The 12,181-nt window shown below is 68.4% G+C and carries 11 protein-coding genes; 9 read left to right on the forward strand and 2 right to left on the reverse strand.

Annotated elements, in window-relative coordinates; genetic code table 11:
- Nucleotides 1-19: 19 nt before the first annotated feature.
- On the reverse strand, nucleotides 20-622 hold the full coding sequence (locus tag O0K41_RS14365; RefSeq protein WP_099605243.1) for a DUF998 domain-containing protein: 603 nt from the start codon (nucleotides 620-622) through the stop codon (nucleotides 20-22).
- A 124-nt stretch (nucleotides 623-746) separates the two neighbouring features.
- Here O0K41_RS14365 and trxA point away from each other — a divergent pair, with 124 nt between their 5' ends.
- From trxA to O0K41_RS14385, 4 genes are all read left to right on the forward strand, one after another.
- The gene (gene trxA, locus O0K41_RS14370) at nucleotides 747-1,604 is read left to right on the forward strand and encodes a thioredoxin (RefSeq protein WP_005410542.1); all 858 of its coding nucleotides are present in this window, start codon (nucleotides 747-749) and stop codon (nucleotides 1,602-1,604) included.
- Nucleotides 1,605-1,757: 153 nt separating this feature from the next.
- Nucleotides 1,758-3,413 carry a FecR domain-containing protein gene (locus tag O0K41_RS14375; protein WP_099605242.1) on the forward strand — a complete coding sequence of 552 codons (1,656 nt, stop codon included), beginning with the start codon at nucleotides 1,758-1,760 and terminating at the stop codon, nucleotides 3,411-3,413.
- Nucleotides 3,410-5,035 (forward strand): CHASE2 domain-containing protein, encoded by a 1,626-nt coding sequence (locus O0K41_RS14380; RefSeq protein ID WP_088436155.1) that lies wholly within the window; start codon nucleotides 3,410-3,412, stop codon nucleotides 5,033-5,035. The genes O0K41_RS14375 and O0K41_RS14380 overlap by 4 nt, the downstream gene beginning before the upstream one ends.
- Before the next feature lie 73 nt (nucleotides 5,036-5,108).
- A complete protein-coding gene (locus O0K41_RS14385; protein ID WP_010482929.1) occupies nucleotides 5,109-5,561 on the forward strand; it encodes a DUF4442 domain-containing protein in 453 nt (150 codons plus the stop codon).
- A gap of 7 nt (nucleotides 5,562-5,568) precedes the next feature.
- Here O0K41_RS14385 and O0K41_RS14390 read toward each other — a convergent pair whose 3' ends face one another.
- Nucleotides 5,569-6,885 carry a hypothetical protein gene (locus O0K41_RS14390; RefSeq protein ID WP_123958863.1) on the reverse strand — a complete coding sequence of 439 codons (1,317 nt, stop codon included), beginning with the start codon at nucleotides 6,883-6,885 and terminating at the stop codon, nucleotides 5,569-5,571.
- 76 nt (nucleotides 6,886-6,961) lie between these two features.
- Here O0K41_RS14390 and O0K41_RS14395 point away from each other — a divergent pair, with 76 nt between their 5' ends.
- The 5 genes from O0K41_RS14395 to O0K41_RS14415 all read left to right on the forward strand — a co-directional run bounded on the left by O0K41_RS14395 (nucleotide 6,962) and on the right by O0K41_RS14415 (nucleotide 11,963).
- Nucleotides 6,962-7,657, forward strand: coding sequence for a DUF502 domain-containing protein (locus O0K41_RS14395; RefSeq protein ID WP_005414135.1), 696 nt, complete (start codon nucleotides 6,962-6,964; stop codon nucleotides 7,655-7,657).
- On the forward strand, nucleotides 7,654-8,439 hold the full coding sequence (locus tag O0K41_RS14400; protein ID WP_012480937.1) for a queuosine precursor transporter: 786 nt from the start codon (nucleotides 7,654-7,656) through the stop codon (nucleotides 8,437-8,439). The genes O0K41_RS14395 and O0K41_RS14400 overlap by 4 nt, the downstream gene beginning before the upstream one ends.
- A gap of 95 nt (nucleotides 8,440-8,534) precedes the next feature.
- Nucleotides 8,535-10,475 (forward strand): DUF885 family protein, encoded by a 1,941-nt coding sequence (locus O0K41_RS14405; protein ID WP_164222942.1) that lies wholly within the window; start codon nucleotides 8,535-8,537, stop codon nucleotides 10,473-10,475.
- Nucleotides 10,476-10,491: 16 nt separating this feature from the next.
- Nucleotides 10,492-11,562 (forward strand): serine hydrolase domain-containing protein, encoded by a 1,071-nt coding sequence (locus tag O0K41_RS14410; protein WP_164222944.1) that lies wholly within the window; start codon nucleotides 10,492-10,494, stop codon nucleotides 11,560-11,562.
- Nucleotides 11,559-11,963: a VOC family protein gene (locus O0K41_RS14415; RefSeq protein ID WP_049451953.1), complete on the forward strand. Its 405-nt coding sequence runs from the start codon at nucleotides 11,559-11,561 to the stop codon at nucleotides 11,961-11,963. Before O0K41_RS14410 ends, O0K41_RS14415 begins: the two co-directional genes overlap by 4 nt.
- Nucleotides 11,964-12,181: the final 218 nt, after the last annotated feature.

Genomic DNA, 12,181 nt, shown 5'->3' on the forward strand with positions numbered 1-12,181 from the left:
GCAGGGCCCGGAGCCGATCTCAGCGCGGTCGCGACAGAGGCAGGGCCAGCGCCAGCCAGACCGCCCAGCAGGCGAATGCAAGCCGTTGTGCCAGCGGCGCCGGCAGCACGCCCTGCAGCGCAAAGGCAGCCAGCGCCGCCAGCACGCCACAGGCGAGCGCCACCCCGCCCAGGGCGCGGCCGTGCGTCTGGCGCAGCTGCGAGATGCCCAGCAACAGGGTGCCGGCGACGAAGCCCAGCACCCAGATCATCCAGGCACTGGCGTGCAGCTGGCTGGCCGGCCCGTGCAGATCGTCCACATCCAGCGGCATCAAGCCCATCGCGGTGAAGGCCAGTCCGCCCAGCAACAGCATCTGGCTGCCCACCCGCGGCGCCCAGCCAGCACTGGCCGGCAGCTGTCGGCGCAGACACTCGGCCACGACCACCGCCAACAGGCCCGGCAGTACGAAGCCCAGCAGATTGAAGGCCAACGCGTGCGGCACGCCGTGTGCGCCCAGCAGGGCCACCGGGTGCCGCGCCTGTGCATAACCTTCCAGGCCGATGCCGAAGCCCAGCACCGCCAGCACGAACAGCAGTGCGGCGGCGGGGCCGGACAGACGCAACAGGGAAGACGGGGAGGTCATGCAGGCTCCAGGAGCAACGGCGGCGGGAACGACGCATTGTCGGGCATTTGCCGCAGTCCGGGTTGAGACTGGCATCGATCGTCACCATAGAATCGGTCTCCAGACGCCAATCGATGCATCCCCCATGACCGAGACGACCTACGTATTCGACGCCACCACTGCGACCTTCGAGGCCGAAGTCCTGCAGAAGTCGCTGCAGACGCCGGTGCTGGTCGACTTCTGGGCCACGTGGTGCGGCCCCTGCAAGACCCTGGGCCCGATGCTGGAAAAACTGGCCGCCGAATACAACGGTGCCTTCGAGCTGGCCAAGGTCGATGTCGACAAGGAACAGCAGATTGCCGCCGCCTTCCAGATCCGCTCGGTGCCGACCGTGTTCCTGGTCAAGGGCGGCCAGCTGGTGGACGGCTTCCCCGGCGCCATCCCGGAAGGCCAGCTGCGTGAGTTCCTGGCCCAGCACGGCATCGTGCCGGCCGACGTCGGCGACACTGCCGCCGAGGACGAAGCGCCGTTGGATCCGCAGGCACAGGTGGATGTACTGCGTGCGCAGATCGCCGCCGAGCCGGACAAGGACGAGCTGAAGCTCGACCTGGCCCTGGCCCTGCTGCAGATCGGCGGCGTGGACGAAGCCGGTACGCTGATCGACGGCCTGCCCGCCAACCTGGCCACCGACGACCGCGCCGTGCGCGCCCGCGCCCGGCTGTCCTTTGCCGCCGCCCTGAAGGATGCCCCGGCCGCCGAGGTGCTGGACGCGCGCATCGCCGCCAACGGCAATGACCTCAAGGCCCGCCACCTGCGCGGCGTGCAGCTGCTGCTCGGCGGCCATGACGAAGCCGCGCTGGCGCAGTTCCTGGAAATGCTGCGGATCGACCGGAGTTTCGAGGAAGGCCTGCCGCGCAAAGCGCTGATCGATGCCTTCAATGTGATCTCGGACGAGGACCTGGTCGGCCAGTACCGCCGCAGGATGGCCTCCCTGCTGTTCTGAACGGAAGCCGGGTTCGTTCAGAATCCCTGCACTGGACGCGGGCAATAATGCGCACGATGGCGGCCGTAGGGCCGCCACGATCCGTTCGGGGGGATGAGGTCGGGGCCATGGGGTCTTGCAGCTGCACCCCCGCATTGCCGGGATTGCAAAACTGTGACCTTCGTCCGCTCGCTGTTGTTTGCCATGCGCTTCCAGGGCGCCCTGCTCTGTGCCCTGCTTCTGCTGCCGGCCATCGCCGCCGCGCAGGACTGGAACTACCGGGTCCGCCCCGGCGACACCCTGTGGGATCTGGGTGGCGTGTATCTGAAACCCTCGGTGCGCTGGCAACAGCTCCAGCAGCACAACCGAATCGACAATCCCTACCGGCTGCCGCCCGGCCAGCTGCTGCGTTTCCCCATCAGCTGGCTGCGCATCGAACCGGCACCGGCGCGGGTGCTCTCGGTCCGCGGCAAGGTCGAACTGTCCAGTGGAGACGGCAGCGCCAGCCGCGCCATCCAGGCCGGCGAGCAGCTGCATATCGGAGACACCGTACAGACCGAGGGCGAATCCAGCGTCACGCTGGAATTTGCCGATGCGTCGCGCCTGCAGCTGCGTGAGTACTCGCGCCTGCGCCTGGACCAGCTCAGCCGCTATGGCCACACCGGCATGGTCGACACCCGCCTGCGCCTGCAGCAGGGCCGCGCCAGCAATCGGGTGACGCCCGCGCGCGGCCCGGCATCGCGCTACATCATCGACGCGCCCACCGCCACCAGCAGCGTGCGCGGCACCGTCTTCCGGGTCAGTGCCGGCGACGGTCGTGATGTCGCGGCCACCGAGGTCCTGCAGGGCAAGGTGCAGGTCGGCAACACCCATGGCCAGCGCATGGTCCAGCCCGGACAGGCCACCCGCAGCGCCAGCGCAGACGCCGCTCCGGACGCAGTCTCCGTACTGCTGCCGGCACCGCAGCTGCGCAACGATGAACTGCGCCTGGCCCCGTTGCCGACGCTGCTGGCATGGACTCCGGTCACCGGCGCCGCGCATTACCGCGTTGAAGTGGTGGAGGCAGCCACGCCGGAGATCCTGCTGTTCGCTGCCACCACCCCCGATACCCGCCTGGCCATCGGCGATCTGCCGCCGGGCCAGCTGCGCATCCTGCTGCGCGCGGTCGATGCGCAGGGTGTGGAAGGCATCGACGCCAGTGCCGACTTCGAACTCAGCGACCAGCCTCCACCGCCGCTGACCCTGGCCCCGCTGCATGGACAGACAATCAACAGCGACCGCCCGCGTTTCCGCTGGAGCCAAGCCCCCGGTGCGCGCAGCAGTGTGCTGCAGATCGCGGCTGATTCCACCTTCGTACAGCCACTGCAGGAACAGACCAGCACCGGCACCGACCTGCGCCTGGCGCAGCCATTGCCGCCGGGTCACTACTTCTGGCGGATCGCCTCCCGCAGTGCCGATGGGCACCAGGGGCGCTATGGCCAGGCCCTGCCACTGCAGCTGAGCAACGAGCCGGTGGATCCTGCGCTGCAACCGCCCGAGGCCGCGCACGGTGAACTGACCCTGCGTTGGCAGGCCGGCAGCGAAGGCCAGCGCTATCGCGTGCAGGTCGACCGCCGCGGCGACTTCAAGGCACCCCTGGTCGACGAAACCGTGGCCGAACCGCAGGTCAGCTTCAAGCGTCCGTGGCGCGGCACCCTGCATGTGCGCGTGCAGTACATCGACGATGACGGCCATGCCGGCGAGTTCTCGCCTGCCCAGCAGATCGCCCTGCCGTGTCGCCTCTGCTATGGCACCGGCGGCGGTGCCCTGCTGCTGTGGCTGCTGTTGTGAGGCGCTCGCCGCTGCCGTGGTCGAAGCGGATCCTGCTGGCCATGCTGGCCGGGATACTGACCCTCGTCGCCAGCCAGGGCCAATGGCTGTGGCGGCAGGACGAGGCCACCTACGACGCGATGGTCGGCAACTGGGACTATCGACCCGACCCGAGCGTGCTGATCGTGACCATCGACGAAGGCAGCCTGCAACGCATCGGCCAATGGCCGTGGCCGCGCTCGGTCCACGCCCGGTTGCTGGATCGCCTGACCGATGCCGGTGCCGAACGGGTCGCGCTGGATCTGATGCTGTCCGAGCCGGACCGCCGCGACAGCCGCCAGGATGAGGCGCTGGCCGCGGCCATCCGTCGCAATGGCCGGGTGGTGCTGCCGGTGCTGGCCGCACCGGCAGCCGGTGATCGCATGGCCGAGGAAATGCTGCCGGTTCCGCAGATCGCGGCCAGTGCCGCCGCCATCGGCCACACCGACGTTGAGGTGGACAGCGACGGCGTCGCCCGCGGCATCTACCTGCATGCGGGCATCGGCAAGGCGCATTGGCCGGCGCTCGGGCTGGCCCTGACCGGCCTGCCCGCGGGCGCGGTGCGCGGACTGCCCGACCCTGATCCCGAGGTGGGCTCGCCTTATCAATGGCGGCGCAACGACTACGTGCGGGTGCGCTATGCCGGACCTCCCGAGCAGTTGCCGCAGGTTTCCTACGCAGACGTACTCGATGGCCACGTGGACATGGCGATGCTGCATGGCCGCCGCATCATCGTCGGCATGACCGCCAGCGGCATCGCACCGCGCCTGCTGACCCCGACCACCCGCGAGTTCTGGATGAGCGGCAGCGAGTACCAGGCCAACATCGCCTCGATGCTGCTGCAGCACAAGCAGATCGAGGTGCTGCCCCGCTTCTGGCAGCACACCATCAGCGCGGTGCTGGTGGCGCTGTGCGTGATCCTGCTCGGCCTGCGCCTGCCGTGGCTGGCGGCGCTGTGTTCGCTGCCGCTTGCTCCTCTGCTGAGCTGGTTGCTGTTGCGCACCAGCAACCTCTGGTGGGCGCCAGCCACCGCCCTGCTGGGCGTCCTGCTGGTCCTGCTGGCCTGGGCGACCTGGCGGATTTCGGCCTGGCACCGGCAGGCCAACCGCGACGCACTGACCGGCCTTGGCAATCGCCTGCGTTTCGAACAGGCGTTGCAGCAGGAATGCGACGCCGCACGACGCAACGGCAAGCCGCTGAGCCTGGCGCTGATCGACGTCGACCACTTCAAGCGCCACAACGACCGCCATGGCCACCAGGTCGGCGACCGCGTGCTGCGAGACGTCGCCCGGTTGATCGGCGCGCATGCGCGGCGTCCGCGCGACATGGCCGCGCGTTACGGTGGCGATGAATTCGCGCTGGTATTGCCCGATACCCCGGCCGAGGGCGCGCGGCTTGTCATCCAGGACCTGATCGACTGCGTACGTGCATTGCCGGTACACGGTGACGGCAGCGACGATCGGGTGACGCTCACCATCGGCGTGTTTACCCGGGTACCGGAAGGCGAGCTGCAACCGCATCATTTCGTCGAAGGGGCCGACACCGCGCTGTACCAGGCCAAAGCGAATGGACGCGACGGGTATGTGATCGACGGCGGCGCGTGACCGGTGCCACCGGGTGCAACATACGCATGCGAATGGTTAGACTGGACACCTCGCCCAGCGCCCCCGGATCCGCATGAACGCCCGTCTGTTCCGCTTCGGCATCAACCTCTGGCCGCCCTTCCTGTTCACCGGCATCCACGTCACCCGCATCACCCCCGACTACCGGCAGATCGATGTCGAGCTGCGCCTGCGGCCATGGAACCGCAACTACGTCGGCACCCACTTCGGCGGCAGCCTGTTCGCGATGACCGATCCGTTCTGGATGCTCGGCCTGCTGCACATCCTCGGCCGCGACTACTACGTGTGGGACCGCGCCGGCGCCATCGACTTCCTCAAGCCGGGCCGTGGCATCGTGCGGACGTCGTTCCGCATCGACGACGCGCTGCTGGACGAACTGCGCGCCGAAGCGGCCAGTGGCGAGAAGGTGCTGCGCTGGTTCAGCAACGACGTGATCGATGAAAGCGGCGAAGTGGTCGCCCAAGTCCGCAAGCAGGTGTACCTGCGGTTGAAGCCACACGCACGCTGAGCGCGCCTCAATCGCGCGCCAACGCAGTCGAAGCTGGCTCCGCCTGCAGCGGCACCGACAGCCACGGGCTTTCGTCGTTGCTGCGGGACGGCGAGCGGCGCGGCACCTGCAGATGGCGGCCATCCGCCGACAAGCGCGGCACCCGCACCGGCGAGGCGAACTGCGCCGGCAACCGCTGCAGGGCATCCACCGGATCCCCCGGCTGCTGCCGCAGCCAGCGCTGTGCGCCCAGCAGGCGCAGCATCGCCGCGGCGTCCTGGGCGCGCGACGAATAGGCCGGATAGACCGGACCGGCAATGTCGGTCAACAGGCAACCCATGACGTTCGACAGGCAACCAAAGTCACGCTGCGGCGGCGCCGGTGCCGGCAACGGACGGTCCGCCTCCAGCGCAGCGGTCGCCGTCGCGCCACAGGCCCAACCGAGATTGCCGGCCGCACGGGCCAGGGTGCTGCTGCGGTCCAGTACCAGCGCGCCGCCGAATTCCCGCGCCGAGGTCTCGATCGCCACCCGGTTCATCGCATACTCGCCCTGCATCGCACGGCACAGGCTCTGCTCGTCGGCCCGCATCGGCTGCATGGCCTGTTCGCATTCGGCCGGCAGCGGGTGATCGGCAGGCAGTTCGACCAGCATGTCGGCCAGCAGCTGCGCGTTGGCCTGTACCAGGCTGGCGCCGATGATGCTTTCGACCAGATAGCTGCCACCGGGCACCAGCCGCCGGCCCAGCTGCACTCCCCGGCAGCTGCCGCGCAGGGCACCGTCGATGTCACCCTGTACGAACGCCAGCGCGCGTGCGCTGGTGGCATCGACCACCAGCCCGTAGGTCGGCATCGGCACCAGGATGCCCTCGCCCTTCGGCTGGAACGGCGATACGAAGTAGTCTGCTTCGGCGAGCTGATCCAGCCGCGCGTGCAACTGCTGGTGCCCGGCATGGGCCTCCACGAAGCGTTGCGGGTCCGCGCGGACCTGGGCGAGGCAGCCGCTGGCGGCCGGCCCACAACTGGCACCGGGCCGCGAGCGCAGCTCGGCATGGTTGGCCACCAGGTGTGTCTGGCCGCCGCTGCTGCCCCGCAGGTCGGCCTCCCAACGGCGCACGTCCTCGGCCAACGCCTGCTCGCGCTGGCGGGCATCCAGATCGTCGAACGGCAGCGTCCACAACAGGGCATAACCGTTGCGCCCGCTCGCCGGCAGCCGCGCTTCCAGCCGTTGCTGCGCCTGCAACCGCGATTCCGGCACCGGCCACATGCGTGAGGCGCACCACACCACGATGGTCAACAGCAGCAGGCCCGCCAGGGTCCAGCCCAGTCCGCGCAGAATCTTCAACACAGCTTCCCTTCCATGGCTCGTTGCCGCAGTCGATCCACCAGCGTAATCGACCGGCAGTGACCGCTACAATGCGCACATGTCGCTCGAAGCCCCCGCCCTGGTCCCCCGCCCCTCCCTGCAGCGCCTGTTCCTGACCGGCCTGCTGACCCTGCTGCCGATCTGGCTGACCTGGGTCGTGGTCAAGTTCGTGTTCGTGTTGCTGTCGGGCATTTCCAGCCCGCTGGTGGTACCGCTGTCCGAGCAGATCGCGACAAGCTTCCCGCACTACCTCGGCTGGGTCCGCGCCGAATGGATCCAGGACACCATCGCCCTGCTGGCCACCCTGCTGGTGATCCTGGCGGTGGGCGTGGCCAGCCGCCGCGTGCTCGGCCAGCGCCTGCTGCGCTGGGTGGGCGCGGTCATCAAGCGCATTCCGCTGGCCAGCATCATCTACGACAGCGCAAAGAAGCTGCTGGACATGCTGCAGACCGAACCGGGCAGCACCCAGCGCGTGGTGCTGATCGACTTCCCGCACCGCGACATGAAATCGGTCGGACTGGTCACCCGCGTGATCAAGGAACACGGCACCGACCGTGAGCTGGCCGCGGTGTATGTACCGACCACGCCGAACCCGACCTCGGGCTACCTGGAAATCGTGCCGGTGGAACTGCTGACCCCGACTGACTGGACCGTCGACCAGGCCATGAGCTTCATCATTTCCGGCGGCGCCGTCGCACCGTCCAGCGTGCCGTTCACCCGCGCCGGCGAACGCACCGGCGAACGCACCGAATGACCCCGGCGCCGATCGAGCGCCCGCTGCAGGACCGCGCGGTCCTGCTGTTCATCGTGCTGGCCGCGTTCTTCTGCGGCAATGCGGTGCTGGCCGAGCTGATCGGGGTGAAGATCTTCGCGCTGGAAGACACGCTGGGCATCGCCCCGCTGAACTGGAACCTGTTCGGCCAGACCGGCTCGCTCAGCTTCACCGCCGGTACCCTGCTGTGGCCGGTGGTGTTCATCATGACCGACACCATCAACGAGTTTTTCGGCAAGCGCGGCGTGCGCTTCATCTCGTGGCTGGCGGTGGTGCTGATCGGCTACGGCTTCCTGTTCGCCTTCGCGGCCATTTCGCTGGCGCCGGCCAGCTGGTGGGTCACGTCGATGGATGGCCACGGTGTGCCCGACTACCAGGCCGCGTTCGCAGCCGTGTTCGGCCAGGGCATGTGGACCATCGCCGGTTCGCTGGTGGCCTTCCTGCTCGGCCAGCTGATCGACGTGGCGGTGTTCCACCGTATCCGCCAGGCCACCGGCGAACGCCACGTGTGGCTGCGTGCGACCGGATCGACCGCGATCTCGCAGGTGGTGGACAGCTTCGTGGTGATCTGGATCGCCTTCGTGCTGGGCCCGCAACACTGGCCGACCTCGCTGTTCCTTGCGGTCGCCAGCGTCAACTACGTGTACAAGATGGGCTTTGCGGTCGCCCTGATTCCGTTGCTGTACCTGATGCGGCGTGCCATCACCCGCTATCTGGGCGCCGATCGCGCGGCGGCACTGCGCGCTGCCGCTGCGGCTGACTGAAGCCCCAGTGCCACCAAGCTGACTGCGTCTTCACGCTGGCCGTACGCGCGCGGATCGTGCAAGCTCCACGATCTGTGTTCCACGGAAGCTTCTTGATGCCGTATTCCCCCCGCGTCCTGGCCGCTGCCATTGCCGCGTTGTTCCTGTTCAGTGCCGTGCCGTCGGCCGAAGCAGCGAAGAAGAAGGCCAGCCGCCCTGCCGCTGCGCAGACCCGCCAGGCCGCCAAGCCCAAGGCCAGGCCCGCCCGTGCCACCGCACCGGCCCGTGGCAGTTCGGCGCGCCGCGCTGCGCCGCGTCCGGTCGCTCCGGCCCGTGCCGTGCCCAAGCAGGTGCAGCTGGAACGGCTGTACGACGAGTACTGGGATGCCTCGATGCGGTTGAACCCGCTGCAGGCCACGTTCCAGGGCGAACCGCGCTACAACGACCAGCTGCCCAACATCCTGTCCGCCGCCTGGCGCCAGCAGTCGCACGACTTCACCACGCAGTGGCTGGGCAAGGTCGAAAAACTCGGCAGCGATGGCCTGCAGGGCCAGGACCTGCTCAGTTACGAGATCTTCGTACGTGACGCGCGTGCCTCGCTGGCTGCCGAGCGCTACCCGAGCTGGATGATGCCGATCAGCCAGTACTACAACATCGGCAGCATCATGGCGATCCTCGGCTCCGGCGCGGGCGCGCAGCCGTTCAACACCGTGCAGGACTATGACACCTGGTTGCGCCGCTCGCTCGGCATTCCCGAACTGTTCGACCAGGCCATCGACAACATGCGCCAGGGCATGAAGGCCGGCGTGGTGCAGCCGCGCGACCTGATGGAGAAGGTGCTGCCGCAGCTGGATGCGGTGATCAAGCCGACCGCTGAAGAGAGCATCTTCTGGTCGCCGATCCGCACCATGCCGAACACGATTGCGGCCGAAGACAAGGCGCGCATCAGTGCCGAGTACAAGCGCATGATCGAACTGCGCATCATGCCCGCCTACCGCGCCCTGCGCGGCTTCATCGCCACCGAGTACCTGCCGGCCACACGCGCCAGCAGCGGCATGGGCGCGCTGCCCGACGGCCAGGCCTGGTACGCCAACCTGATCGTGCAGACCACCGCCAGCGACCAGACCGCCGCGCAGCTGCACGCGCTGGGCGAGCAACGCGTGCAGGAACTGCAGGCACAGATCGCCACGGTGATGAAGGACGCCAAGCTGCGTGGCACGCCGGCAAAGCTGCTGCGCAGCATGCGCAACGATCGCCAGTTCCAGTACAGCGATGCCAATGCACTGATCAGCCGCTACCGCCAGGTGCAGCAGCAGGTCAACGCGCGCCTGCCGCAGGTGCTCGATACGCTGCCGAAGTCCGCGCTGGAAGTACGCGCAGTGGAACCGGAACGGGCGCTGACCGCCGCCGCTGCCGCCTACCAGCCGTCGCCGCCCGGGCAGCCCGGCGTGCTGTACATCAACACCCGCGACCTGCCCAGCCGCAAGCGCTGGAGCGTGCCGGTGCAGTACCTGCATGAAGCGATTCCCGGCCATCACGTGCAACTGGGCCTGCAGCAGGAGCTGGCCAAGCTGCCACGCTTCCGCCGCCTCGGTGGCGATCTCGCCTTCGTCGAAGGCTGGGGCCTGTACGCCGAAACGCTGGGTGAAGACCTCGGCGTCTACACCGATCCCTACGACCGTATCGGCTACCTGTACTCACGCCTGCTGCGCGCCGCGCGCGTCGTCGCCGACACCGGCGTCAATGCACAGGGCTGGAGCAAGCAGCAGGCCGTGGCCTACCTGCAGAAGACGGTGGACATGAGCAGCGATGACGCCAACGCCGAAGTCGAGCGGATCATGGCCCAGCCCGGCCAGGCACTGTCGAACGTCGCCGGCCTGACCACCATCGTTGCCTTGCGCGACAAGGCCAAGGCACGCCAGGGCGCAGCCTTCGATCTGCGCCGCTTCCATGCAGAACTGCTGAAAGACGGCTCGATGCCTCTGGACGTGCTGGACCGCAAGATGGAGCGCTGGATGGCACAGCCGGCCAGCGCTGCGCCCACACCTTCGCCCTGACGCTTCCGGAGCCACCATGCGCCCTGCCGTCGCCCTGTTCGCCGCCGTGCTGGGCCTGCTGCCTCTGGCGGGCGCCGGCGCACCGGTGCTGACCCCACCGGATGCCGGTATCGACGGCCTGATGCAGGCCTACGATGGCCAGGTGCCCGGCGCCGCAGTGCTGGTGCTGCATGACGGGCAGCCGGTGTTCCGCCGTGGCTACGGCCTTGCGGTGGTCGAAGACGGCACCCCGGTCACAGCCGCCAGCAACTTCCGGCTGGCCTCGGTCAGCAAGCAGTTCACCGCTGCGACGGTGCTGCTGCTGGTGGAAGACGGCCGGCTCGGGCTGGACCAGCCGGCGCGGCAGTGGCTGCCCGAGCTGCCACCGGCTGCAGCGGGCATCACCCTCCGCCACCTGCTCTCGCATACCAGCGGCCTGCTCGACTACGAAGACCTGATGGACCCGGCAGACACGCGGCAGGTACACGATGCCGATGTGCTGGCCCTGCTGTCGCGCCAGGACCGGCTGAACTTCGCGCCGGGCACGCAGTACCGCTACAGCAACAGCGGCTATGCACTGCTGGCACTGATCGTGGGCCGCGCATCCGGCCAGGATTTCGCCGCCTTCCTGCAACAACGCATCTTCCGCCCGCTGGGCATGACGCATACCGTGGCCCACCAGGACGGCGTGGACACGGTCGCCGCACGCGCCTATGGCTACAGCCGGATCGATGGCCGCTGGCAGCGCACCGACCAGAGCACTACCAGCGCCGTACTGGGAGACGGCGGGATCTACTCCTCGCTGGACGATCTCGCCCGCTGGGATGCCGCGCTGTACGACGACCGCCTGCTGTCGAAGGCCTCGCGCTGGGCGATGTTCAGCCCCGCGACATCGACGCCCGAACCGGATGTGCCGCACTACGGCTTCGGCTGGCGGCTGAATGGTCCGGTGCAATGGCACAGCGGCGAGAGCATCGGCTTCCGCAACGTGATCGTGCGCCACCCGGAGAAGCACCTGACCGTGATCGTGCTGACCAACCGCAACGCCCCCGAACCCTATCCGCTGGCGCAGAAGATCGCCCAGCGCTGGCTGGACACCCTGCAATGACCCCCGGTTCCGACGCCCTGCTGGGCATCCACCACGCCGCACTGATCTGCAGCGACTACGCACGCTCGAAGGACTTCTACGTGCGCATCCTCGGCCTGCGCGTGCTGGCCGAGAACCACCGCGCCGCACGCGATTCCTGGAAGCTCGATCTGGCCCTGCCCGACGGCGGCCAGCTGGAACTGTTCTCCTTCCCCTCGCCGCCGTCCCGTCCCAGCCGCCCAGAGGCCCAGGGTCTGCGCCACCTCGCGTTCCGGGTCGCTGCACTGGAACCCTTCATCCAGCGCCTGGCCGCGCATGGTGTCGCCTGCGAACCGATCCGCGTGGACGAATACACCGGCCGACGCTTCACCTTCTTCGCCGACCCCGACGACCTGCCGCTGGAGCTGTACGAAGTCGGTTGAGCGTTTTTCAATCGTGATTCATCCATGCATGGCATGGATCTACTGTGTCGACCAAGGTCGACACCTACCCACAACCCGATACCGACAGATCTCCGGAAACTGTCGAAGGCGGGGTGGGTCCGGTTGCGGGGGCGTGAGCCGCATGGGCCCGAGGCATGCCTCGGGCGGGTTGGGCAGGACGCCCAACCCCGGTCTTGCCGTGTGCGCAGGACAGCGCA

Source organism: Stenotrophomonas sp. Sm2128 (assembly GCF_030985535.1).
Lineage (GTDB): Bacteria > Pseudomonadota > Gammaproteobacteria > Xanthomonadales > Xanthomonadaceae > Stenotrophomonas > Stenotrophomonas maltophilia.

Bases quoted from the DNA above. Each gene is read 5' to 3' on its own strand.
- O0K41_RS14395 (WP_005414135.1), top strand. From the start codon at position 6,962: ATGTCGCTCGAAGCCCCCGCCCTGGTCCCCCGCCCCTCCCTGCAGCGC.
- O0K41_RS14385 (WP_010482929.1), top strand. From the start codon at position 5,109: ATGAACGCCCGTCTGTTCCGCTTCGGCATCAACCTCTGGCCGCCCTTC.
- O0K41_RS14415 (WP_049451953.1), top strand. From the start codon at position 11,559: ATGACCCCCGGTTCCGACGCCCTGCTGGGCATCCACCACGCCGCACTG.
- trxA (WP_005410542.1), top strand. From the start codon at position 747: ATGACCGAGACGACCTACGTATTCGACGCCACCACTGCGACCTTCGAG.
- O0K41_RS14400 (WP_012480937.1), top strand. From the start codon at position 7,654: ATGACCCCGGCGCCGATCGAGCGCCCGCTGCAGGACCGCGCGGTCCTG.
- O0K41_RS14365 (WP_099605243.1), bottom strand. From the start codon at position 622: ATGACCTCCCCGTCTTCCCTGTTGCGTCTGTCCGGCCCCGCCGCCGCA.
- O0K41_RS14410 (WP_164222944.1), top strand. From the start codon at position 10,492: ATGCGCCCTGCCGTCGCCCTGTTCGCCGCCGTGCTGGGCCTGCTGCCT.
- O0K41_RS14405 (WP_164222942.1), top strand. From the start codon at position 8,535: ATGCCGTATTCCCCCCGCGTCCTGGCCGCTGCCATTGCCGCGTTGTTC.